This window comes from Limnohabitans sp. TEGF005, assembly GCF_055394835.1.
This window is the reverse complement of sequence record NZ_AP029226.1, coordinates 651247-675409: the sequence shown is the minus strand read 5'-3', so window position 1 is coordinate 675409 and position 24163 is coordinate 651247. Positions and strand designations below refer to the sequence as shown.

The 24163-nt window shown below is 59.2% G+C and carries 23 protein-coding genes; 10 read left to right on the top strand and 13 right to left on the bottom strand.

Translation table 11 applies throughout. The features are described 5' to 3' along the window. Positions 1–123: 123 nt before the first annotated feature. From ACZ5RG_RS03240 to ACZ5RG_RS03230, 3 genes are all read right to left on the bottom strand, one after another. The gene (locus ACZ5RG_RS03240; protein ID WP_464447767.1) at positions 124–444 is read right to left on the bottom strand and encodes a putative quinol monooxygenase; all 321 of its coding nucleotides are present in this window, start codon (positions 442–444) and stop codon (positions 124–126) included. Positions 445–459: 15 nt separating this feature from the next. Further along, a complete protein-coding gene (locus ACZ5RG_RS03235) occupies positions 460–1809 on the bottom strand; it encodes an NAD(P)H-dependent oxidoreductase (RefSeq protein ID WP_464447766.1) in 1350 nt (449 codons plus the stop codon). A gap of 378 nt (positions 1810–2187) precedes the next feature. Beyond that, positions 2188–3087: a LysR substrate-binding domain-containing protein gene (locus ACZ5RG_RS03230; protein ID WP_464447765.1), complete on the bottom strand. Its 900-nt coding sequence runs from the start codon at positions 3085–3087 to the stop codon at positions 2188–2190. 208 nt (positions 3088–3295) lie between these two features. On the opposite strand from ACZ5RG_RS03230, the gene ACZ5RG_RS03225 reads away from it, so the two are divergent. Further along, entirely contained in the window at positions 3296–4180 is an 885-nt protein-coding gene (locus ACZ5RG_RS03225; RefSeq protein ID WP_464447764.1) for a LysR substrate-binding domain-containing protein, read from the top strand. A 39-nt stretch (positions 4181–4219) separates the two neighbouring features. Here the strand turns inward: ACZ5RG_RS03225 and ACZ5RG_RS03220 are convergent, their stop codons facing one another. The 3 genes from ACZ5RG_RS03220 to ACZ5RG_RS03210 form a co-directional block, all read right to left on the bottom strand. After that, positions 4220–4456, bottom strand: a complete 237-nt coding sequence (locus ACZ5RG_RS03220) for a thioredoxin family protein (protein ID WP_464447763.1) — start codon at positions 4454–4456, stop codon at positions 4220–4222. Between the two features lie 24 nt (positions 4457–4480). Then, positions 4481–4702 (bottom strand): hypothetical protein, encoded by a 222-nt coding sequence (locus tag ACZ5RG_RS03215; protein WP_464447762.1) that lies wholly within the window; start codon positions 4700–4702, stop codon positions 4481–4483. Between the two features lie 286 nt (positions 4703–4988). Continuing rightward, entirely contained in the window at positions 4989–5444 is a 456-nt protein-coding gene (locus ACZ5RG_RS03210; protein WP_464447761.1) for a permease, read from the bottom strand. A gap of 337 nt (positions 5445–5781) precedes the next feature. On the opposite strand from ACZ5RG_RS03210, the gene tkt reads away from it, so the two are divergent. The 4 genes from tkt to ACZ5RG_RS03190 all read left to right on the top strand — a co-directional run bounded on the left by tkt (position 5782) and on the right by ACZ5RG_RS03190 (position 10467). Beyond that, complete coding sequence (gene tkt, locus ACZ5RG_RS03205) at positions 5782–7773, top strand: transketolase (RefSeq protein ID WP_464447760.1); 1992 nt, start codon at positions 5782–5784, stop codon at positions 7771–7773. 113 nt (positions 7774–7886) lie between these two features. Further along, entirely contained in the window at positions 7887–9317 is a 1431-nt protein-coding gene (locus ACZ5RG_RS03200; protein ID WP_464447759.1) for an 8-oxoguanine deaminase, read from the top strand. A gap of 66 nt (positions 9318–9383) precedes the next feature. Continuing rightward, positions 9384–9722 carry a CidA/LrgA family protein gene (locus tag ACZ5RG_RS03195; RefSeq protein WP_298600627.1) on the top strand — a complete coding sequence of 113 codons (339 nt, stop codon included), beginning with the start codon at positions 9384–9386 and terminating at the stop codon, positions 9720–9722. A 4-nt stretch (positions 9723–9726) separates the two neighbouring features. Beyond that, the gene (locus ACZ5RG_RS03190) at positions 9727–10467 is read left to right on the top strand and encodes an LrgB family protein (RefSeq protein WP_298600628.1); all 741 of its coding nucleotides are present in this window, start codon (positions 9727–9729) and stop codon (positions 10465–10467) included. A gap of 9 nt (positions 10468–10476) precedes the next feature. On the opposite strand, the gene ACZ5RG_RS03185 is transcribed toward ACZ5RG_RS03190, so the two are convergent. Together ACZ5RG_RS03185 and xdhC are read right to left on the bottom strand one after the other, a co-directional pair. Then, positions 10477–11688 (bottom strand): urate hydroxylase PuuD, encoded by a 1212-nt coding sequence (locus tag ACZ5RG_RS03185; protein WP_312259531.1) that lies wholly within the window; start codon positions 11686–11688, stop codon positions 10477–10479. A 179-nt stretch (positions 11689–11867) separates the two neighbouring features. Further along, positions 11868–12665 (bottom strand): xanthine dehydrogenase accessory protein XdhC, encoded by a 798-nt coding sequence (xdhC, locus tag ACZ5RG_RS03180; protein ID WP_464447758.1) that lies wholly within the window; start codon positions 12663–12665, stop codon positions 11868–11870. A gap of 107 nt (positions 12666–12772) precedes the next feature. On the opposite strand from xdhC, the gene ACZ5RG_RS03175 reads away from it, so the two are divergent. Continuing rightward, positions 12773–13291, top strand: coding sequence for a hypothetical protein (locus ACZ5RG_RS03175; RefSeq protein WP_298600633.1), 519 nt, complete (start codon positions 12773–12775; stop codon positions 13289–13291). Positions 13292–13300: 9 nt separating this feature from the next. On the opposite strand, the gene ACZ5RG_RS03170 is transcribed toward ACZ5RG_RS03175, so the two are convergent. The 4 genes from ACZ5RG_RS03170 to uraH all read right to left on the bottom strand — a co-directional run bounded on the left by ACZ5RG_RS03170 (position 13301) and on the right by uraH (position 18173). Then, positions 13301–13507, bottom strand: coding sequence for a hypothetical protein (locus ACZ5RG_RS03170; RefSeq protein ID WP_298600635.1), 207 nt, complete (start codon positions 13505–13507; stop codon positions 13301–13303). 75 nt (positions 13508–13582) lie between these two features. Continuing rightward, entirely contained in the window at positions 13583–15943 is a 2361-nt protein-coding gene (xdhB, locus tag ACZ5RG_RS03165; protein ID WP_019429546.1) for a xanthine dehydrogenase molybdopterin binding subunit, read from the bottom strand. Continuing rightward, positions 15944–17416, bottom strand: a complete 1473-nt coding sequence (xdhA, locus tag ACZ5RG_RS03160) for a xanthine dehydrogenase small subunit (RefSeq protein ID WP_464447757.1) — start codon at positions 17414–17416, stop codon at positions 15944–15946. 403 nt (positions 17417–17819) lie between these two features. Then, complete coding sequence (gene uraH, locus ACZ5RG_RS03155; RefSeq protein WP_312259536.1) at positions 17820–18173, bottom strand: hydroxyisourate hydrolase; 354 nt, start codon at positions 18171–18173, stop codon at positions 17820–17822. Between the two features lie 169 nt (positions 18174–18342). Between uraH and ACZ5RG_RS03150 the strand changes: the two genes are divergently transcribed. Genes ACZ5RG_RS03150 through ACZ5RG_RS03135 form a run of 4 tightly spaced genes read left to right on the top strand, consistent with a single transcriptional unit; the run spans position 18343 to position 23002 of the window. After that, entirely contained in the window at positions 18343–19008 is a 666-nt protein-coding gene (locus ACZ5RG_RS03150) for a GntR family transcriptional regulator (protein ID WP_312259537.1), read from the top strand. A gap of 15 nt (positions 19009–19023) precedes the next feature. Then, on the top strand, positions 19024–19974 hold the full coding sequence (gene puuE, locus ACZ5RG_RS03145; protein WP_464447756.1) for an allantoinase PuuE: 951 nt from the start codon (positions 19024–19026) through the stop codon (positions 19972–19974). 2 nt (positions 19975–19976) lie between these two features. After that, positions 19977–21752, top strand: coding sequence for a 2-oxo-4-hydroxy-4-carboxy-5-ureidoimidazoline decarboxylase (gene uraD, locus ACZ5RG_RS03140; RefSeq protein WP_315234914.1), 1776 nt, complete (start codon positions 19977–19979; stop codon positions 21750–21752). Continuing rightward, positions 21749–23002, top strand: coding sequence for a M20 family metallopeptidase (locus ACZ5RG_RS03135; protein ID WP_315234913.1), 1254 nt, complete (start codon positions 21749–21751; stop codon positions 23000–23002). Before uraD ends, ACZ5RG_RS03135 begins: the two co-directional genes overlap by 4 nt. 52 nt (positions 23003–23054) lie before the next feature. Here the strand turns inward: ACZ5RG_RS03135 and ACZ5RG_RS03130 are convergent, their stop codons facing one another. Further along, entirely contained in the window at positions 23055–23948 is an 894-nt protein-coding gene (locus ACZ5RG_RS03130; RefSeq protein WP_312259541.1) for a YgaP family membrane protein, read from the bottom strand. Between the last annotated feature and the right edge of the window lie 215 nt (positions 23949–24163).

Below are 24163 nucleotides of genomic sequence, written 5' to 3'. Positions count from 1 at the left end.
CGCAATAAATATAGGCACACACCCCAGACTTCTTCTGGTGCAGCTTTGGGTGCTTTACCCCATCGGCGCAAATCAATACAGTCATCGGTGCAAGGAGTAATCCTGCCTGGCCACCCATCGATGTCATGCGCGCGCCAGCATTCGCACAGGCTGTTCGGCGACTACATGGTCCGACAAAATGCTTCTGAACCTTTGTACATGCGGCGTCGCCAAGTGGTCCTCGAACGCTTGTTCAGATTTGTAAACCTCGTAAAACAGCACTCCGTTTGTGCCTTTGGGAGTACGCAGCACGTCAAACTGCAGACAGCCGGATTCGTCCGCCAGAGAATGCCGAGCATCGTCAGATGCATGGGCCAAAAAGGAATCAATCAACCCCTCTTTGACCACGAATTCAGCAATCACAACAAAGGCGTTTGGTGAATAAAAAGCCTTGGATTTCGTCATGATTCAGACGCCACGTTAGTTGGCTTTGCCGAGCATGGTTCGCGTGTATTCCTTGCGGAATTCGACGACATCCAGGTTGTCCACGAGCTCGACATCGGAGAAACTCACGGGCGTGTCTTTCGCGACTGGCTTCACCAGTTTCACCTTGTGCGCCAAACCAATAGGCAAAGCATCAAGGGCCAGGCTCTTGGAGGCCGGAATGGCATTGGCCCAAACCGCAAAACCGCCCTCACCGTCCAACATTTCGCCTGCCTTCAAATCGGTTTTGGCGGTAGCCACCGCGTCGGCGCGGAACTCTTTGGAACAACCGGTGGCCTCGCCCCGCAACACGGCCGACAACACGCTCACACTGGTTTCCAGACCGATCAGGTGGAATGGCCGCCACATTGAGGCGTACCAACCCGATTTGTCAGTCAACAACCCGTACTGTTTGAAGCAGGCCCGGGTGTATTCATCTGGTGCCTTGAACGTGACAAACATACCGTAGCGGATGTTGTTAAGCACCTCGCGCCCATCGGGTTCCTGGCTGGCGGCAATGTCGATCAGACCACTGCGTGCCAGTCGGCCACCGTCTGCGGCAGGCTTAAAGACGTTGGCCAGATCGTGTAGGCCTGCGGGCAAAAATGCCAGACCCGCATCAGGGCAATCCAGCCCGGTGCCATTGGCCACCGCCGCCATCTCGATTGCTGCTTTGGTGCCGTCCGTAAACGAGTTGTACATCTGCGCGTTGAAATCACCGGCCTTGACCTCGGCCTCTGTCCAACCGAAGTAGCCCCATACAGTATCTGGCGTGGAATAGCGGTACCGAGGCTCGAAGTTCATGCCCTTGCCAGCGGCTGTCAGCTCAAACCCACAAGATCTAACCCAGTCAATCAGCTCGCACATAAAGGCTGGTTGGTCTCCGTACGCCATCGAATAAACCACGCCTTTGGCCTTGGCTCGGGCCGCCAATAAAGGGCCACACATCACATCAGCCTCGACGTTGACCATGACGACATGTTTTCCGTGATCGATGGCCAGCAAGGCATGACGCACACCGACGATCGGGTGTCCTGTCGCTTCGATGATGCACTCGATTCCGTCAAATTCGGCCAAGGCAGCCGCGTTGTCCACGATGCAGGTCTTGCCCGTTTTGTAAGCATCCCCCAGCGTTTTGGCGCTGTATTGATCTTCTTCCCAACCTACGCGCTTGAGCGACTCACGCGCTTTGGCCACATTCAAATCGGCAACGCCTACGACGTGGTAGCCCTTTATATGTCTGGCCTGCGCCAGCATCATGGAACCAAATTTTCCGGCACCGATGATGCCAACACGTACGGGACCCGCTTCTGCTGCGCGCTTTTGGAGCAATGTTGCCAAGTTCATGGAGAGTAATTTCCTTTTACAGTTAATGATTGCCTAAATTCAAATTAGAAAATATTTATATTTAATATCGCAAATAACAATTTTTCTCATCGTTAGTCAATTGATATTTAATTAAAATATTTATGTCATTTGAATGCATCGAATTAATTCGATATTCACTCAATAGCCAATTCGTTAGAAACAATATTAAGAGTCTCTCCTTCCCCTGTCCATTGACTTAAATTTGCCTTGTTTTTAGAAAAACTTAAGCGTTTTCTGCCTGCCGCAAAATTGCCCACAGTGACCTTGTGCAAAAGTCCCCGTCAGTTTAATTTTCCCCTGCCAACTCAGCGCCGTGCCAGGCATTGACCCCGTCAAAGGAGCCAGAGCGAAGGGGATTTAGGGCCGCACAGACTCGTTCTGCCAGTTCGTGCGTTCTTGCCGCAACCAGTCCAAGAACAGTTGGACTTTCGCTTTGCGCAAATGGTCAAAGGGGCAAACCACCCATTGCGTGGTGAGCTTGAATTGTGGAGGGTTGCGGACAGGACAAACCAGCGAACCCTCTTGTAATTCACGCCACATCATCAAGTTACTCTCCAATGCCACGCCCAAACCATCTGCCGCTGCGTCAATAGCCATGTGGCTGCGGTCAAAAAGCAAACGGGTCCATTCGGCAGATGGCAATACCCCCACAGACGCAAACCACTGCGTCCACTGCAGCTGAGCTTTCACCGAATAAATCAGTCGGTGTTGCTGCAACTCTGACGCTTCTAAGCTTTGAGCCGAGGCATAGGCTGGCGCACATACAGGTAAGTAGATTTCCTCTGCTAGCCCTTCCACAAAAACGCCCGGCCATTGCCCTTCCCCGTGACGAATCTCAACATCTACGGCTTCCCGGCTGAAGTCGGTCGGCTCCGTTGTGGCGTTAAGGCGCACTTCGACATCAGGGTTGGCATCCAGAAAACGTTGCAAACGAGGCAACAGCCACTTGCTGCCCAGCGTGGGCGTGGTGCGCACGGTCAGTGCGGCGCGAGAACGAAAGCCTCGTATCCGTTGGGTCGCCTCGGTGATGCGCTGCACATCCTCCGCAATCATCTCGAAATAGCGTTCACCTGCCTCTGTAAGGGCTACACCTCGTCCGGCCTTTTTGAGCAAGGTGGTACCCAGGTGCAGTTCCAGCGCATGAATTTGCTGACTGACGGCAGAGGGCGTTACATACAGTTCTGCCGCCGCCTTCGTCAAACTACAGCAACGCGCGACCACGTCAAATACGGCAATTGCGCGAAGAGGGAGTGTCATGTCATAGCCATTGGTTATACAAGCGTAGAAGGATATCGCTTTATCAAATTTACCAAGTCAAACGCATGCGCCAAATTTATTCGCTAACGCGACAAAAAGCCTGCTCTGCATGGCCCACTGAACAACACGATCAGCAGACAATTTAGACTGAGATATGCTTTGGTTGGATTTACAGCGAAGAACAACGATTTAATTTTATTCAAGTGACATGATCCCACCACTAAGCGCCCTGCAAGCCTTTGAAACCATCGCCCGCCGCAAAAGTTTTTCACTGGCTGCAGAGGAGTTGCACCTGACGCCATCGGCCGTGAGCCACCAAGTGGCCAAGCTGGAAAGCCTGCTGGGCGTGCGCCTGTTTGAACGCTCGGCCCGGGGCGTGGAACTGACACCCGCTGGCCAGCAATACCTGCAACGCGTGGCCAGCGCTTTGGGCGCCATCAACACAGCGACCGAAGACCTGCGCCACGGCGTGCAAGACACGCTGTATGTGCACAGCAGCCCCAGTTTTGCCAGCCTGTGGCTGATGCCGCGCATCGCCAGATTCACAGAATTGCACCCCAACATTTCGCTGGTGCTGTCGGCTTCGCATGTGCATTCGGACTTTCAGCTGGGCCAGATGGACATCGACATCCGCTATGGCATGCCCAATTGGCCCAACCTCGAAGTCGAGCCGGTTTTTACCGAACAAATCCTGCCGCTGGCCAGCCCCGAATTTATCCGCACCCACGCGCTGCACGATCCGAAAGATTTGCTGCGCGTGCCACTGATCCAGTCCAGCGTGAGCGTGGTGCAATGGCCCGAATGGTTTGCCCGGTTTGGCGGCGATCTGCGGCCAGAACGCATGGGCCTGCGCTTTGACCGCGCCATGATGAGCCTGGACGCCGCCGTGCAAAAACTCGGCGTGGCCCTGGAAAGCACCAGCATCGGCCAGTCCTTGATCGCCAGCGGCAAACTGCAACCGGTCTTTGCAGAAGACCTTTGCATGCAGGTGCGGGCGCACTTCATGGTCTACCCGGCCAGGCATGCGTCGCGGCCAGAGGTTAAAAGCTTTGTGGAGTGGTTGCGGGATGAGACGGGGGAGTCAACACGCTGAAACGGTTGGCAACTGGCGTCTAGTTGTCCGTGGAGCCCATCACTGTGGTCTTAGCCAGTCCGCCAGTTCGCGGGGTGAGGGTATGCGCCCAGCGGCCTTCACCGTGCCATTGATCACCAAGGCTGGTGTGCCGACCACAGGGTACTTCATGATCTCAGCGGGTTCCTGCACATGCTCCACTTCAATCGTTAGTCCCTGGGCTGCAGCCGCATCGCGGGTGAGTTGCTCCAAGCGCTGGCATCGGGCGCAGCCAGTGCCCAAAATTTTGATGTCCATTCAGTTGATCCTTTACGTTTGGGTTCAGGCTGTGCCGACGGGTTCTTGCAGCTGTCTCCGACCAAAGATACGGACAGTCGCTGTCACTGCAAAGCCCAATGCCGCCACGGACAGCGCAATATGCCAGACAGGTCGTGCATCGACCCAAGCGCCGTAGGCCAGACCTGCCACCGTCGCAAAAAATGCCACCAAGGCCACATAAATGGCTGTCTTACGGCGGCCGATGATGGAGGTTGTGATCAGCATGCTCTGCACGGAGAGTTCCGGGTCCGCCATGATTTAGGCCAGCAAGGGGCCCGGGTGCATGCCCATGGACAGCAACATCTTGGCTACGGGTACTTCGACCAACGTTGGAAAATACATGAAGACGCCAAACTCATGCGGCTTACGCCGGCGTTATCTTGGAACGATTCAATCTGAGCGGATCGCGCCATGTCATCGCGGTGAAACAGCACGGCCATGATCATGCCGATGCCCACGCCAAAGACCAGCGAAAGGACCAGCCGAGCGAGTGCGAATTCGCCGCCAAGCGCTACGCCGGTGTAAGACAGGGCCAGATATTGGCCGCCGGTGCGAAAAACATGAACGTCATGGCGGGCCCCAGCCCCACTCCTTGTTTGTAGATGCCAGCAAACAAGGGCTGTACCGTGCACGAGCAGACAGCAAGCAGGCTACCCGCACCAGCAGCTGCAGCTGCAGGATATGCCACCCACTTAGAAGCGCCAGGCCCTAAAAAGCGCACTACCGATGCCAGCGGCACCAGGGCCGAGAGTGCACCTGCGACAAAACAGGCGAACACAAGGCAAAGCATTACATGGGCCGCCAAGTACGACACCAGACTGCCCATTCCGCTTTGCAGGATCACCACTAGAAAATCCATGTCAGCCTTTAAACCATCAAAACAGGGTGGCCGTGCCGCATGGTTCATCGGCACTCCCAACTGACCATAGTCCATCAATGGTCGCAAGACTTGATTGATCCAAGTCAACTGTGCGCGCTGTCAAGCTTCTGCTCAATCACTTTGAGTTATGCAAGATGATGGCGAACGGCATCAGGGCCGGTGAATCCCGAATTAGCTGACAGAAGCCGACCAGAAGATCAATGCGAGTGACTGTTTCCGCGGCTTTTCAGTCGCTCATGCGGTGATGATCAAACGCCACGACGCCTCAAAAGCAGCCGACTGCCCGCCCGAATTACTTGCATAAATTTCATCTGATCCTGAATATTCATCGCTTGTCTTCATGTATCAAGCTGGCAAAAATCACAGCCAACATTCCATACACAGGAGACAGGCGCAGGTTCCGGCTGGAGCATGCGCCCACCCCATGAGCGCCCACCCACAACAAGCCTTGGCCCACGCCATCCGTTTCCTCTCGATCGACGCCATCGTCAAAGCCCAAGAGGGCCATCAAGGCGTGCCACTGGGCATGGCCGAGATTGCCACCGCGCTCTACACCCGCCACCTCAAATTCAACCCGGCTGAGCCCACATGGTTTGACCGCGACCGCGTGGTGCTGTCCAACGGACACGGCTCCATGCTCTTATATGCACTGCTGCACCTGACGGGCTACCCGGCATTTCCGTTGCAAGAAATCCAGCGCTTCCGTGAGCTGGGCTCGCACTGCGAGGGCCACCCCGAACGCAACCCAGCCATCGGCATCGAAGTGACCACTGGCCCGCTGGGTCAGGGCATCGCCAACGCATTGGGCATGGCCGTGGCCGAGGCGTATCTGAACGCCCGCTTTGGTAATGATCTGGTCAATCATTTCACCTACGCCTTTGTGGGTGACGGCTGCCTGCAAGAGGGCGTGGGCCAAGAGATGATTTCGCTGGCAGGGCACCTGCAATTGGGCAAGCTGGTGCTGCTGTGGGACGACAACCTGATCACCGACGACGGCAGCACCGCCCTGTCGATCAGCGAAGACGTGGCCCAGCGCTTTCGCGTGGCGGGCTGGCATGTGGTCGAGGTGGATGGGCACGACACTGAGGCTGTGTCTGCCGCACTGGATGCAGCCCGCGCCGACCCGCGCCCGTCCATGCTGGCGTGCCGCACCGTGATCGCCAAAGGCATCGCCCGCCTGCAAGGCCAGCGCGGTGGCCACAGTGGCCGCTTGTTTGCCGAAGACGCGCAGGCTGCACGCGAGTTGTTGGGCTGGCCACATGGCCCGTTTGAAGTACCTGCCGATGTGCAGCAGGCCTGGCGTGCAGCGGGACAACGCAGCCAAGGCGAACACGCTGCTTGGCAAGCCCGTGTGGCCGCCCTGCCCGCAACCGAACGCGCCGAATTTGAACGCGTGATGAAGGGTGAACTGCCGGCCAATTGGCAGCAGGTGTTGCAGAACTACAAACTGCAAGCGCTCAAAGCACCACCGGCTCCGAGCGGCATTTTCATCTCAGCCGAAATCAATGACCTGCTGACACCGCTGCTACCAGAGCGCATGGTGGGTTGCGCCGACCTGGAAGCGCCCACGAGCCACAAGCGAGGCCTGACCGCCTTCACAGCCGACGACCATAGCGGTTCGTATGTGCACTGCGGCGTGCGAGAGCATGTGATGGGGTCCATGGCCAACGGCATGGCCGCGCACGGCGGCGTGCTGCCACTGTCGGTGACCTATCTGGCGTTTGCCGATTACCAGCGCCCGGCCATGCGCATGGCGGCGCTCATGGGCCTGCCTGTCAAATTCGTGTTCAGCCACGACTCGATCGGCATCGGCAAAAACGGCCCCACGCACCAGCCGGTCGAAATTCTGGCCTCGCTGCGGGCCATGCCCAATATGTGGGTCATGCGCCCCGCCGACGCGGTAGAAGCCGCCGAATGCTGGGAAGCCGCACTGGCCCACACCACCGGCCCGGTCAGCTTGGTGTTTGCACGCCAATCGCTGCCACTTGTGCGCAACACGCACTCACCGGGCAACCTCGCCAGTCGCGGGGGCTATGTGCTGCACGAAGCCGCCTGTGGACATCGACAAGTCAGCCTGCTGGCCACCGGCTCGGAAGTGTTGTTGGCTGTGCAAGCGCGTGAACAACTCGAGGCTGCCGGCATCGCCACAGCGGTGGTGTCCCTGCCCTGCTGGGAACTTTTTAGCGCACAAGATGCGGCCTATCGGCAAAGCGTCTTGGGGGACTGCGAAACGGGCGTGCGTGTAGGCATCGAAGCCGCCGTGCGTCAGGGCTGGGACGCTTATCTGGGCAGCGACGGTGGGTTTGTGGGCATGACCGGCTTTGGTGCCAGTGGCCCGGCAGATGCGCTTTACAAACTCTTCAACATCACCCCTGAGTCCGTGGTGGCCGAGACGCAGCGTCTGCTTAAAATCTAAACTCTGCACAGCCCGGGACGCGCGGCAACGTGGTGCTCGCCCTACCCCCGTCAACGCGGGGGCCAGGGGATTCGGCCGCGACTTGACTCTTTTGTTGACCCAAGGACAAGTCCATGACCACCCTGCTGATTCACCGCGCCCGCTGCATCGCCACGCAAGACGATGCCAACACCGAACTCAAAGACGCTTCGCTGCTGATACGCGACGGCCGCATCGAACGCATCATCACCGCCAGCGAGAACACCGACGAACTGCTCGCGCAAGTCGACGAGGTGATCGACGCCCGCGGCCATGTGGTGGTGCCGGGCCTGATCAACACGCACCACCATATGTACCAGTCACTCACGCGGGCGATACCCCAGGTGCAGAACGCGGAGCTGTTCAGTTGGCTGCAAGGGCTGTACCCGATCTGGGTAGGCCTTACGCCCGAGATGGTGCGCGTATCGGGCCAAGTGGCCATGGCCGAGCTGCTGCTCAGTGGCTGTACCACCAGCTCTGACCACCTCTACATCTACCCCAACGGCGTGCGGCTGGACGACAGTATCGAAGCGGCGCACACCATGGGCATGCGCTTCACGGCCACCCGCGGGAGCATGAGCGTGGGCAAATCGCAAGGTGGATTGCCGCCCGACAGCGTGGTCGAAAAAGAACCCGCCATCCTGAAAGAAACACAGCGTCTGATCGAGACTTGGCACGATGCCAGTTATGGGTCGATGACGCATGTGGCCGTGGCACCCTGCTCGCCCTTCAGCGTGAGCCAAGACCTGATGCGCGAAGCAGCCAAATTAGCCCGTGCGCACAAAGTGCGCCTGCACACGCACTTGGCCGAAAACGACCACGACATTGCGTACACGAAAGAAAAGTTCAACTGCACCCCTGCGCAATACGCCCAAGACCTGGGCTGGGTGGGCGACGATGTGTGGCACGCGCACGGCGTCAAGCTCGACGACGAAGGCACCTACCTGTTTGCAAAAACCCGCACCGGCATTGCCCACTGCCCGTGCAGCAACATGCGCTTGGCCAGCGGCATCTTGCCCTTGCGCAAAATGCTGGATGCAGGCGTGCCCATCGGTTTGGGCGTGGACGGCAGCGCCAGCAACGACGCGGCGAACCTGCTCAACGAAGCACGCCAGGCCATGCTGCTCGCGCGCGTGGGCAAAGCCATGGAGCCACCACGCATCGAAGACGGGCGCACCGTTTACGGTTGTGACCGAGGCCCAGCCGAGATGACACCCCGCGACGCCCTGCGCTTGGCCACACGCGGCGGCGCACAGGTATTGGGCCGCGCGCACGAGCTGGGGCAAATCAAGGCGGGCTATTGCGCCGACATCGCGCTGTTTCGCACCGACACGCTGAGCATGGCGGGTGGTGCGGTGCACGACCCGGTGGGCGCGCTCTTGCTGTGTGCCAGCGACAACGCGGACTACACCATCGTCAACGGCCGTGTGGTGGTGCGCCAGGGCCAGATCACCACGGTGGACATGGGTCCACTGATCGAGCGGCACAACCAATTGGCTTTGCAGTTGGCGTTGGGCTCGACTTAACTCCCCCCATCAACATCACAAGTGTTTTGACCCGTCACTTGGCAAGGCCTTGTCTACACTGCAGCCATGATCCAAGGCCTCGTTCAACTCTTCATCTTCCAGGCACTCGGCGAACTGGTGTCCAAGTTCGCTCTGCCCTTCATTCCCGGTCCGGTGCTCGGCTTGGTGTTGTTGCTGGCATTTTTGGTTTTGCGCGGCCAGGTGCCTGCGTCGATGGACACGGTGGGCAGCAGCATCTTGCAGCACTTGGGGCTGTTGTTCATTCCCGCATCGGTGGGTGTGGTGCTTTACTTGCCCGTTTTGCAGGCCAATGCGTGGGCCATCAGTGCAGCGCTGGTGCTGAGCGTGGTGGCCACGGTGGCGGTGACAGCCGGTTTGCTCAAAGTTTTGGCCAAGAAGGACTGACGCCATGAACAACCCTTTGCGCTCCGACCTGCCCGCCATCTCCGAGATTTGGGTCTATCTGTCTGGCAGCCCGCTGCTGGCCTTGGTGTTGACGCTCAGCGCGTATTTGCTGGGCTTGACTCTGTACGAGCGCAGCCAGCGCAACCCGCTGGCCAACCCGGTCTTGATTGCGGTGGTGGTGGTTTGCTTGAGTATCAGCCTGCTCGACATGCCTTATGCCAAGTATTTTGAGGGCGCGCAGTTTGTGCACTTCTTGTTGGGCACAGCCACGGTGTCGCTGGCCATTCCGATCTACAAAGGGTTTGCTTCACTCAAGGGACGCATGAGTGTGTTGCTGCTGTCGTTGGTGGCGGGCGGCATCACCTCGGTGCTGACTGCCGTGGGCATGGCGCGTTGGCTGGGTGTCGACGAATCGCTGGTGCGCGGCCTGGTGGCCAAGTCGGTCACCGCGCCCATAGCGATGGGCATTGCCGAACGGGTGCAGGCCTCGCCGACCTTAACCGCCATCTTTGCTGTCAGCACCGGCATTTTGGGCGCAGTGCTGGGCCGCTATGTGCTGGACGCCTTGCGCGTGAAGGCCTGGTGGCAACGCGGCTTTGCCTTGGGTGTGGCCGCACACGGCATAGGCACCTCACGCGCTTTCAGTGTGAACGCCGAAGCCGGGGCTTATGCCAGCTTGGGCATGGGTTTGCACGGCATTGTGGGCGCTGTGCTGATCCCGCAAGCGGTGGGGTGGTGGTTTTGAACGTGCCGTTCAGTCTACTTTGGCACCCGCGAGGAACCAGCGACCGATCAGAGCGCGCTCTTCGGCGGTGATGCCCGTGGTGTTGTTCATGGGCATTTGCTGGGTCACCACAACTTGCTGATAGACGTTTTGCGCGTGTTGCGTGACCAGCGCAGGGCTGTCCAGGCGCACATTTTTCATCTGCACCTGTTCGCCATGGCACATGGCGCAGCGTTGGGCCAAGATGGTTTGCACCTGCGCAAAACTGACCGGCGCTGCGGGGGCGGCTGACACCACGGGGGCTGCGGGCCTGAGCGCGATGATCACGCCCAAAATGAGCACGACACCCACGGCGGCAAACGGCCACGGGTTGGCGGCACGGCCCAAGTGATAACCGTGGCGCTGCACAAAGAACTGGCGAATCAAAGCACCCGCAAACATCATCACAAACAGCAACACCCAGCGGTGTTCGTGCGTGTACAAAAAGCTGTAGTGATTGGAGAGCATCGCAAAGATGACGGGCAGCGTGAAGTAGGTGTTGTGCACACTGCGTTGCTTGCCGCGCTTGCCGTGAATGGCCAAGGCATTGGCATCGTATTTTTCGCCACTGGTCATGGCAGCCACCACTTTGCGCTGGCCGGGAATGATCCAAAAGAACACGTTGGCGCTCATGGCGGTGGCGATCATCGCACCCACCAGCAAAAAGGCGGCACGCCCTGCAAACAGCTGGCATGACAACCATGCGGCAAAAGAGATGACCACGATCATCAATCCAGCCACGATCAGCTCGCCGTTTTTGCGAAAACCAAACCATCGGCACACGGTGTCATAAACAAACCAGAAGGCCACCAAAAAACCCAGCGCCGCAGACCCGGCCATGACGGGCGTCCAGTCCATCAGCGATTTGTCGATCAGGAAAGTGCCCGCGTTCCAGAGGTACAGCACAGTGAACAGCGCAAAGCCACTCAGCCAGGTGGAATAACTTTCCCAATAAAACCAGTGGAGCTTGGTGTGGATGACCTTGGGGGCCACCATGTACTTTTGCGGGTTGTAAAAACCGCCGCCGTGCACCGCCCACATCGCGCCCCCAACGCCTTTTTCAAGCAGGTCGGGCGAATTGGGTTTTTGCAGGTTGTTGTCCAGAAAGACAAAGTAAAACGAGGAGCCAATCCAGGCGATGGCGGTGATGACGTGCACCCAGCGCAGCAACAGATTGGCCCATTCCAGCAGATACGTTTCCATGAAGGATCTCCAACCAGCTCACCACCGCGGGCCCTGTGAGCGGTCATTCGGTCGCGAACATGAACAAACCGAGGTCTGTTCCTGCGCCGCTGCGACCAGTGCACTGAAGTGTATACAGTTTATCCGCGTGAATCCAGCCTTGTCCTCCGCTCGCGCCTAGGGAAAACCAGAACCACGCCTCAAAGCGTTTGCAAGAGTTGTGCCGCCACAGCCACGGCAATGACTTCGGGCTCTTTGCCTGCGATGCCTGGCACGCCAATCGGGCAAGTGATGTGCGCAATCTCTTCGGCTGTAAAACCCCGATCCTCCAGGCGATGCCGGAAGGTGGCCCATTTGGTCTTGCTGCCGATCAAGCCCACAAATGGCAAATCGGCCTGCTCGCGTTGGCGTTTGAGGCAAGCGATGACGATGTCCAGGTCTTCGGCGTGGCTGAAGCTCATGATCAGCACGCGGCTGCCGGGCAACAAATCGGTCACAGCCGCGTGCACCGGGTTGGAATGTTCACAGTCCACAACATCGGGCACATCGGACGGAAAGATCTCGTCACGGCTGTCCACCCAGCGAATGACAAAGGGCAAAGGCGCCAGGGCATTGACCAGCGCCTTGCCCACATGACCGCCACCAAACAGCGCCAAAGGTGTGCGCGGCGGCATCAGAAGATCGCGCAGCCTGGGCAGGTCAGCTGCACTGACGGGCTCAAAACCCAGTGCCAGCGCACCGCCGCAGCATTGCCCCAAGCTGGGGCCCAGCACCTGATGCAAAGTGGTTTGGGTGGATTGGCCTGCCAGCAACAGCCGGGCATGGGCCAGGGCCTGAAACTCCAGATGGCCGCCACCAATCGTGCCCTGCTCTCCTTGCGCAAACACCAGCATGCGGGTGCCCGCAGTTCTGGGAACGGAGCCTTGGGTCGACAGTACCGTGACCACCACCGCGTTTTCAGTGCTTAGCCGCTTGAGGGCTTTCTCAATCCAGTTCAATCTCGTTGTCCATTCAATTAGGAGGGCCTGAAAGTTGTTTGCCCATTGGGCAAGGTCGATGCCACAATCATGGCCACCACAGAGTATGCCAAGGACAAGGGCTTGCCATGAACCAACATCTGCGCCAGATTCAAAATGCACTCACCACGACACTGCTGAGCTTGGGTGCTGCCACTTTGGGGTTTTTAAGTGGTTGCAGCACGCCGCCACCCGAAGTCATCAAACCGCCTGCGCCACTTCCGGTTGCCAAGGTCCCTGAAATCGTCAAAGTCCCTGCAGGTCCGACCTCGCTTGCGCGCACCAGCAGAGAGTACCGCAAGGACGCAGCCGGCCATTTGTACGGCATGCAAGCACACCGCATTTACAAAGGCCGTATGCCGCCCATGCTGGAAGCAGTGGGCGTGCTGAATGTGGACATCGACAAAAAAGGCGCCGTCAAAGCCGTCCACTGGATGCGTGCCCCCAAGCATGTGCCGCAAGTCATGGCTGAAATCGAGCGCATGGTCAAAGCCGCAGCGCCCTACCCCGTGCCCCAGCACCTGAGCCAAGTCACTTACACAGACACTTGGCTGTGGCACAAGAGCGGCAAATTTCAGCTGGACACCTTGACCGAAGGCCAAGACTGAGCGGTCAGCTCAGTCGTGCTGTGGCAGCTCAGGCTGAACAGCCGTGACAGCGGGCTGAGAAAGCGCCGTCTGCTGCGTCTGAGCCAATGGGATGCTGGCTTCTGATCGCGCTGGAAAGCACATCTTCTGGCCATCCCATTTTTGACCGCACCAGCAAACGCCCTCGTCGTTGATGATGCAAGTGCCGGTGCCGCAGCACCTTGGATCGTCTGACATGTGCCCACTCCTGAAACGTGTTTGGTCTTGGGCCGCAGGATGCCTGAAAAACTTTCAGGCATCCTGCCAAGCAGATCAAAGGCCCGCAGTGGCCTTGGCTTTTTCACACGCCATCAAGATGCGCTCGGGCGTGGCAGGTGCGTCCATGTACACCACCGCTTTGTGGTTGGCGCTGGCGGCCACCGCATCGCGCAAGGCGAAGAAGGCCGACAGGCCCAACATCAAAGGCGGCTCACCCGTGGCCTTGCTGTTGAAAGGCGTGGGCTTCAGGTTGGCGTTGTCGAACAAGGACACCTTGAAGTGCTCAGGGATGTCGCCCGCCACCGGGATCTTGTACGTGCTGGGGCCGTGTGTGAGCAGCTTGCCCTTTTTGTCCCAAATGCACTCTTCCATGGTGAGCCAGCCCATGCCTTGCACATAAGCGCCTTCGATCTGGCCTTTGTCCAATGCGGGGTTGATGCTACGGCCCACGTCTTGCACGATGTCCACGGCTTTCAGCCACCACTCGCCTGTGCGGGTGTCGATTTCCACTTCGCTCACCGCCGCGCCGTAGCAGTAGTAATAAAACGCACGACCGTTCAGGGTGGTGAAGTCGTATTTGATTTCGGGCGTCATGTAAAAGCCCGTCACGCTCAGGCCCACGCGGTCGAGCCAAGCTTGCTTGGTCACGTCGGCCCACTTGACGGATTTGCCGCCGCCGTGCAGCTCATTGTTGGCAAAGCTCACGTCTTCGGCTTGGCAGCCCAACATGCGCGCGGCCACAGGCTTGAGGCGTTCGCGCATTTGCGTTGTGGCGTTCATGATGGCCGCGCCATTGATGTCGGCACCGCTGGATGCCGAAGTGGCTGACGCGTTGGGTACTTTCTGCGAGTCGGTGGCGGTGATGCGCACATGGTCTACGCTGATGCCCAGACCATCGGCACACACCTGAGCCATCTTGGTGTTGAGGCCCTGGCCCATTTCGGTACCACCGTGGTTGCAACTGACCGAGCCGTCCATGTACACCACCAGCAATGCGCCGCCCTGGTTCAGGTGCGTGGCGGTGAAGCTGATGCCGAACTTCAGGGGCACCAAGGCCAAGCCGCGCTTGCGGGTTTTGCTTTTGGCGTTGAAGGCCTGCACTTGTGCACGGCGCTCGGCGTAATTCGATTCACGCTCGACCTGCGCAATCACCTTGTCGCCCACCCAGTCTTCGATGAGCTGGTTGTATTGGGTGGTCATGGTGTCGGGGCTGCCGCTGATGGCCGGGTCTGTGTACAGGTTGAGCTTGCGCACTTCCAAAGGGTCTTTGCCCAAAGTCATGGCAATTTCGTCCATCACCGTCTCGATGCCAAACATGCCCTGTGGGCCACCGAAACCACGGAAGGCGGTGGCGCTTTGCGTGTTGGTTTTGCAGCGGTGGCTGATCAGCTTGAGCGCGGGGATGTGGTAACTGTTGTCGATGTGCAAACAAGCGCGGTCATTCACCGGGCCCGAATAGTCGGTGCTGTAGCCGCAGCGGGACATGAGCGTGATGTCAGCGCCCAGCACGCGGCCGTTGTCGTCAAAGCCCACTTCGTAGTCGATGCGGAAATCGTGGCGCTTGCCCGTGATGGTCATGTCGTCATCGCGGTTCACGCGCAGCTTGACGGGCTTGCCCAACTTGTGTGCGGCCAGTGCGGCGCTCTGGCTGAAGATGCTGGCGTTGCCCTCTTTGCCACCAAAGCCACCGCCCATGCGGCGGCAAATCACTTCCACGTCGTTGGTGTGCAGGTTCAGGGCGTGCGCGGCTTCTCGTTGGTTGCCATCGGGGTGCTGGGTCGACACATACAGCGTGAGCTGGCCGTCTTCTTTGGGCACCGCGTAAGTGATCTGGCCTTCGAGGTAAAACTGCTCTTGCTGACCGGTGCGGGTCGTGCCCTTGATCTTGTGCGGGGCATTGGCAATGGCCGTGGCCGCGTCGCCACGGGTGATGCCTTTGGGCGGCATGATGAAGCTGCCCGCGGCCATCGCCTCTTCCACCGTCAGGATCGGCGTGAGTTCTTTGACCAGCACCTTGGCTTTGTGCGCGGCTTCGCGGGCATAGAGCATGTTGCGCGCCACCACCACGGCCACGGCCTGGCCAATGAACTCGACCTTGCCAGCGGCGAGGAAGGGATCATCGTGCACGATGGGGCCGCAGTTGTTTTCACCGGGAATGTCTTTGGCGGTGTACACCGCGACCACGCCGTGTTCCTTGAGAATGGCTGCGCGGTCGATGCCGTCGCCGATCAACTCGCCATGCGCCACGGGCGACAGGATGAGGGCGGCATACAAGGTGCCTGCGTGCTCAGGGATGTCGTCGATGTAGGTGGCTGTGCCTGTCACGTGCAGGTGCGCAGACTCGTGAACGATGTCGGTGCCTTGCTGAACGCCCGATGCGGGCAACAGGTTTTTAAGTGCGGTAGGAGCGTTCATTCAAGCCACCTCTTTCTGTTCTTCAATGAATTCCAAAGCCAAATTACGCGCCACCAAAGCGCGGTAAGCCCACGTGGCACGCAAGCCGTCGCGTGCGGTAAAGCTGGCGGCAATCGCGGCGTCCAGATCAGCCGCCTTCACATCGGCGGGCGCTTGGCCTTCGAGCACGGCTTCGAGTTGGGGCGCACGGGCCGGGAAGGGGCTCAGGCCGTTGTAGGCCAGCTTGACGCCAGACAACTTGCCGCCTTGGAGCGTGTAGCTGATGGCCGCGCAAGTGGCCGAAATGTCTTGCTCAAAACGCTTGCTCACCTTGTGGGCGCGAAAAACCTGTCCGGCCATGGGCTTGGCCAACTCCACCGCTTCGATGAACTCACCGGCTTCGAGCACGCTTTTCTTCATGCCGGTGTAGAAGTTTTCCAGCAACACGTTGCGGGTTTTGTCGCCACGGCGCAGCACCAAATTGGCACCCAGCGCCAGCAAGCAAGGCATGGAATCGCCAATCGGCGAGCCGTTGGCAATGTTGCCCGCCAAGGTGGCGGTCGAGCGGATGGGGGGCGAGCCAAAGCGGCGCAACACTTCGGCAAAGTCGGGGTAGGCCTTGGCGACCAGTGCCTCCACGTGGCTGAGCGACACTGCGGCACCGATGCGCCAGACCTTGTCGGTCTCGGCCACCTGGCGCAGGGCTTTGACATTGCCCAAATACATGATGTGGTCGGGGCGTGCGTACTGCTTGTTGACCTGCAAACCGATTTCAGTGCTGCCGGCCAAGAGTGTGGTGGTGGGGTGTTTGACCAGGTAATCGGCCACTTCTTCGATGGTGGCAGGCGACACAAACTCATTGCCTTTTTTAGTGCGCACCACGGGCTGCACGATGATGTCACCGTCCAGGCTGAGGGTGGGCACGCTGGCGCGCTGGATCTCTTTGAGCAAGGGCACATCGGCGCTGTCGTCCAGCTTCAGGGCTTCTGGCTTGGCGCAGGCCTTGGTGGCTGAATCGATGATCGGCTTGTAGCCAGTGCAGCGGCACAGGTTGCCGCTGAGCGAATCGGTGATCTGCTGGCGATTGGGCATGGGCAAAACCTGCACCAAGTTCACCAAACTCATCACGATGCCGGGGGTGCAGAAACCGCACTGCGAGCCGTGGCACTTGACCATTTCTGCCTGCACCGGGTGCAGCGTGCCGTCGGGTTTTTTCAGGCTCTCGACGGTCTTGACCGATTTGCCGTCCAGCGAAGGCAGCAACTGGATACAGGCATTGGTGGCGACATAGTCCACGCCTGTGCCTGCCGCGTTGAGTTCGCCCACCATGACCACGCAAGCGCCGCAATCGCCTTCGGCGCAGCCCTCTTTGGTGCCGGTGCGGTGCATTTGCTCGCGCAAATAGTCCAGAACGGTGGTGGTGCGGCGCTCGCCTTGGGCTTCGACGATCTGGCCGTCGAGCACAAAGCGCACAGTGTTGGTGACTTGGGTCATGGTTCGGGGGTCTAAATAAACGGTAGAGGCCAGATTTTAAAGAACCGGGGCCAGTGTGGCGGGCTTTTTTCGATGAAGTTGACAGATTCATCGAATGAATCGGGATATGACCTCAATTAACACCGTCAAACCCGACGTCATCGGGGGTCTACGCCCTAACCACCGTCACCCCTGACGTGATCGGGGGTCTATGCCCTAAGCACCGTCACCCCAGACGTGATCGGGGGTCTATGCCCTGACCACCGTCACCCCCGACGTGATCGGGGGTCTATGCCTTCGGCTGTGATGGATACCCGGTCAAGCCGGGCATGACGGATCTGTTGAATCAATCGGGGGCAAATCAATCATCAATCGTTAATCGGGGTCAGATCCCAAAATCAATCAGGGTCAGATCCCAATTAATTCAGGAGCCTCGATAGGTCGAGTAGCTCCATGGGCTGGCCAGCAGTGGGACATGGTAGTGCTGGTCTTCGTGGGCCACGCCAAAGTCCAGGCTGACTTTGTTCAAAAAGTGGGGTTCGGGCAGTTCAAGGCCTTTGGACTTGAAGTAGTCACTCACATTGAAGACCAGGCGATAGGTGCCTTTGCGCAGGCTGGCATGGTCGTACAGCATGCCGTCGGGGTTGCGACCGTCGCTGTTCAGCGTGAAGCTTTTGACCAAGGTGGCCTGATCGCCTTGGGTGGTGAAAAGAGAAACCTGCATACCGGCGGCGGGGCAGCCGTGCATCGTGTCCAGAACGTGAGTGCTCAATCCCATGGTCTTGCTCGCTTGTTTTGAATGGGGTCAAAAAGGTGGTTTTTGCAAGGCTTTAAAAAGCCCGCCAAACCGGTCGACCGAAGTGTATACAATTTTGCTTTTAGTGGCTATCATTTCTGCCGCAGACATCAAAACACCCGGGTCATTACCCGAAAAGGGACCGCGAGACATGGAAACTTCCACCACGCACCACATTGTCGAGTCGCTGACCCGCGCCATCGTGGAGCACCGCTTGCTGCCCGGCTCCAAGTTGGCAGAGCAAAAGCTGGCTGACCACTTTGGCGTCTCGCGCACGTTGGTCAGGCAGGCGCTGTTTCAACTGTCGCAAAACAGGTTGATCAAGCTCGAACCGGCCCGTGGCGCATTTGTGGCGGCGCCTTCAGTCGAAGAGGCGCAGCAGGTGTTTGCCGTGCGCCGCATGCTGGAAGCTGAGATGACCCGCGCCTTTGTCCTGCAAGTCACGCCGGAACAAATCGTGGCCCTCAAGGAACACATCAAACAAGAACGCGAAGCCGTGACACAGGGCGACATCACGGGCCGCACCGAGTTACTGGGCGACTTTCATGTGCGCATGGCCGAGTTGATGCACAACGATGTGCTGGCCCAGGTGCTGGGCGAGCTGATCTCGCGCTGCGCCTTGATCACATTGATGTACCAGTCACGCAACGAGGCCGAACACTCCACCGACGAACATGCGGACATCGTGGGCGCCCTCGAAGCCCGTAACGCTGACCTGGCCGTGCGCTTGATGCACGAACACCTGCTGCATGTCGAGGAAAGCCTGACCTTCGACCGCAAAGTACCGACGCACGACATTTCTTTGGCCCTGGCCTGAAGCCACAAAACGACCATGAGCACTTACGACTCGACCCTCCCCTACCCCCGCGACCTCAAGGGCTATGGCCGCCATGTGCCACACGCACAATGGCCGGGCGGCGCACGCGTGGCGGTGCAGTTTGTCTTGAACTACGAAGAAGGCGGTGAAAACTCGGTACTGCATGGCGATGCGGGCTCCGAACAGTTTTTGTCCGAGATGTTCAACCCTGCATCCTTCCCTGAGCGTCACATCAGCATGGAAGGCATCTACGAATACGGCTCGCGGGCGGGCGTGTGGCGCATCCTGCGTGAGTTCGAAAAACGCGGCCTGCCGCTCACGGTGTTTGGCGTGGCCACTGCATTGCAAAAGCACGACGACGTGACCGCCGCCTTCAAAGAGCTGGGCTACGACATCGCCTGCCACGGCCTCAAGTGGATCCACTACCAGCACATCGACGAGGCCACCGAACGCGCCCACATGGCCGAGGCCATGAACATTTTGCAAGAACTCACAGGCGAGCGGCCACTGGGCTGGTACACCGGCCGCGACAGCCCCAACACGCGCCGCCTAGTGGCCGACTTTGACGGCTTTGAATACGACAGCGACTACTACGGCGACGACCTGCCCTTCTGGATGAAGGTACGCAAAAGCGACGGCAGCGATGCGCCACAGTTGATCGTGCCCTACACCCTGGACTGCAACGACATGCGCTTCGCGCTGCCGCAGGGTTATTCGCATGCCGATCCCTTCTTTCAATACATGAAAGACACCTTTGACGCGCTCTATGCCGAAGGGGACCCGAACGGCGACAACGCGCCCAAGATGATGAGCATCGGCATGCACTGCCGCCTGCTGGGACGCCCCGGACGCATCACCGCACTGCAACGCTTTTTGGACCACATCCAGTCGCACGACAAAGTGTGGGTGGCGAGGCGCATCGACATCGCACGGCACTGGAAAGCCACACACCCCTACAAGGATTGACCATGCCCATCACGTTGGAACAACTCAATAACGCCAGCCGTGAAGAGGCGGCGCAAATGCTCGACGGCCTGTATGAGCACTCGCCCTGGATCGCCGAGCAGGCGCTGAACGAGCGCCCCTTCACATCGCTGGCGCATCTGAAACACGCCATGTGCGAGGTCTTGGCCCACGCTGGGCGCGAGGCGCAGCTCGGCCTCATCCGTGCCCACCCGGAACTGGCGGGCAAGGCCATGGTCAGCAAAACGCTCACGGCAGAATCCACGAACGAACAAACCAAGGCGGGTCTGACCGACTGCACGCCCCAAGAGTTCGCCCAAATCCAACAGCTCAACGCCGACTACAACGCCAAGTTTGGCTGGCCCTTCATCTTGGCGGTGCGCGGCCCGCGGGGGGTGGGCTACAACAAACGGCAGATCATCGACGCGTTTGAGCGCCGCCTGCACGGCCACCCCGACTTCGAATTGCAAGAGTGCCTGCGCAACATCCACCGCATCGTTGAAATTCGCCTGAACGACAAGTTTGACTTCGAGCCCACCCTCGGCCACCAGGTCTGGGACTGGCAAGAAAAACTGGCCCAACATTCAGACACCGGCTTTGCCGAGCTGGGCCAACTCACCGTCACTTACCTGACCGATGCGCACCGGGCGTGTGCCCAGCGCATCACGCAAAACATGCGCGACTGCGGCTTTGACGAGGTACACACCGACGCTGTGGGCAACGTGGTGGGCCGTTACCACCCCGCCACATCTGGCGGCAAATACCTGCTGACTGGCAGCCACTACGACACCGTGCGCAACGGCGGCAAATACGATGGCCGCCTGGGCATCTTTGTGCCCATGGCCTGTGTGCAGCAGCTGCACCACCAGGGGAAACGTCTGCCCTTTGGCATCGAGGTGGTGGCCTTTTCTGAAGAAGAAGGCCAACGCTACAAGGCCACGTTCTTGGGCTCTGGTGCCTTGATCGGTGACTTCAAGCCCGAATGGCTGGCGCAACAAGATGCCGACGGCATCACCATGCGCGCGGCCATGCAGCACGCGGGCCTGTGTGTGGAAGACATTCCCAAAATCCAGCGCGACCCGGCGCAGTACCTGGGCTTTGTCGAAGTGCACATCGAGCAAGGCCCGGTGCTCAACGAAGTAAATATCCCGCTGGGCGTGGTCACCTCGATCAACGGCAGCGAGCGCTACCTGTGCGAAATCATTGGCACCGCCAGCCACGCAGGCACCACCCCCATGGACCGCCGCCGCGACGCGGCCTGCGCCGTGGCCGAACTGGCGCTTTACATGGAGCAACGTGCGGCCCAAGACGGCGACTCGGTGGCCACCATCGGCCAGCTGAATGTGCCCAACGGCTCGATCAACGTGGTGCCGGGACGCTGCACCTTCAGCCTGGACATGCGCGCCCCCACCGACGCACAGCGCGATGCGCTGGTCGCCGACGTGATGGCCCAACTGCACGCCATCAGCGAGCGTCGCAGCGTGCGCTACAGCGCCGAACGCACCATGAGCGCTGCCGCTGCGCCCAGCGCCCCCGAGTGGCAAGCCCGCTGGGAACGTGCCGTAAGCGCCCTGGGTGTGCCGCTTTTCAAGCTGCCCAGCGGCGCGGGCCACGACGCCATGAAGCTGCACGAAGTCATGCCGCAAGCCATGTTGTTTGTGCGCGGCGAAAACGCAGGCATCAGCCACAACCCGCTCGAATCGACCACCAGCTGCGACATGCAGCTGTGCGTCGACGCTTTCACCCATGTTTTGAACCAACTCTCTCAGGAACTGTCATGAGCGCTACAGCCCAACAATACCAACAACTCGACACCTGGATCGACGCGCACTTTGACGAACAGGTGCAGTTTTTGCAGGCGCTGGTGCAAGTGCCCACCGACACCCCGCCTGGCAACAACGCGCCTCATGCCGAGCGCACTGCCGAACTGCTCAAGCCGATGGGCTTTGAGGCCGAAAAACACCCTGTTCCTGCCTCCGAAGTCAAAGCCTATGGGCTGGAGTCGATCACCAACCTGATCGTGCGCCGGAAGTATGGCGAGGGCAAAACCATTGCGCTGAACGCCCACGGCGACGTGGTGCCCCCCGGCGAAGGCTGGACTTACCCACCCTACGGCGGCGAGATTCACAACGGCGCGATGTATGGCCGCGCCACTGCCGTGAGCAAGTGCGACTTTTCCACCTTCACCTTTGCCACGCGGGCACTCGAATCACTGAAAGCCCCACTCAAAGGCGGCGTGGAACTGCACTTCACGTACGACGAAGAGTTTGGCGGCGAAATGGGCCCCGGCTGGCTGCTGGCCAAGGGTTTGACCCAGCCCGATTTGATGATTGCCGCAGGCTTCAGCTACCAGGTGGTCACCGCGCACAACGGCTGCCTGCAAATGGAAGTGACGGTGCAAGGCGAGATGGCGCACGCCGCCATCCCCGACAGCGGCACCGATGCACTGCAAGGCGCGGTGCACATCTTGAACGCACTGCACGCGCTGAACACCCAGTATTTAAAAGTCACGTCACAGGTAGAGGGCATCACACACCCCTACCTGAACGTGGGCCAGATCAGTGGCGGCACCAACACCAATGTGGTGCCCGGCAAGGTCGTCTTCAAACTCGACCGCCGCATGATCCCCGAAGAAAACCCGGCCGAAGTCGAAGCCAGCATCCGCCAGACCATTGCCGACGCGGCCGCCAGCTTCAAGCCCCCACGCGGCGGCCAAGAACTCAAAGTGGATGTGCGCCGCATGCTGCTGGCCAACGCCATGAAGCCCTTGGCGGGCAACCAGCCAATGGTCGACGCGATCCAAAAGCACGGTGGCGAACTCTTTGGCGAAGCCATCCCCGCGGTGGGCACGCCGCTGTACACCGACGTGCGCCTGTACGTGGAACGCGGCATCCCCGGCGTGATCTATGGCGCAGGCCCGCGCACCGTGCGCGAGTCCAACGCCAAGCGCTCAGACGAGCATGTGCAGCTAGAAGACCTGCGCCGCGCCACCAAAGTGATTGCGCGGACCTTGCTGGATTTGCTGGCCTGATGGGTCTGATGGCCAGCGCTGAAGTCAGCCCGGCTGCGTCACCCGCTCGCCATCAACCACGTTGAAGGTACACCTTCACGAAGCTGCTCTTGAGCTTGTCGGCCTGGCCTGACAAGCCATCGCGCTTGTCTGCTTGCGCCATCGCCATCAACGCATCCAGGTGCTGACGAATGGCCTGAATTTCGGCATCGTTGGCTTGCTCTTCAACTTGTCGAAGTTTGTCACTGACGGCGGGATAAAGCTGGATGATTTTCTGAACGTCTCGGGCTTGTGCCGCATCGAGCATCTGCTCCATGTTGTCGTGAAAATCGACCAAAGCCACTGACAACAAAGAGAAGCCATTGCGCTTGAGCATGTCCTGAAACACAGGGCGCACCTTTTCCAGATCCAAATGGGCTTGATGCAGATCGCCGCTGCGAACCGCTGGCTCAACGCCGGACAGCATGGCCTGCACCGACACGAGATCGGCGCTCAATTGGGTGTCAGTGCGCAACGCATAGGGGCGATATTTTGTGTACTTTGACTGAAATGCAAGCCACGCGGGCATCAAGCGGTCATAGTCGGCGTTGGCCTTTTCCCGCTCATTCTTGCCCGTCAAGAACAGGGTTTGCTTGTAAAAATGGTTCATGGCGTTGAACTCTTCAAGAAAGAGTTTTCGGCTAAAGGCCGCACTGCCATAGCTGCCACCGACCAGCAAGGCCAGCAAAGCGGCCCATCCCAAGGCTTTCCACGCCATGCCCACCTCACCCGATGAACGGCTTGCAGTGCTTACGCCCAACCAACGGTACACCGGACAAAACTGAAGCAAAGCCGTGCCCCCCAGAATCGCCGCCACGGCATAAACCGGCCATTGAGCGGCCGACGTCAACCAAAAATAAGCCCATTGAGCCAAGCCAATGGCCAATGCCAGACGCAGCCAGCGATCGATCGGATGGGTATTTTTCATGTCAAAACCTTGTGTGAAGACCCTCGAAAGGCTTTCGACGGTGACGGGTTCAAGTATCTGACCCGACGCCCTGGTTGAATTTGATCTTGATCATTTGGGGCACGCCTACAAGCTGTTTTGCAGCACCTGGGTAATCCCTGAGGTCAGCCCTGGATTTTTTGTATACAGTTTGAAACACAAAGAAGCACACATTTAGCCTCTTTGCGGTTTTCCCT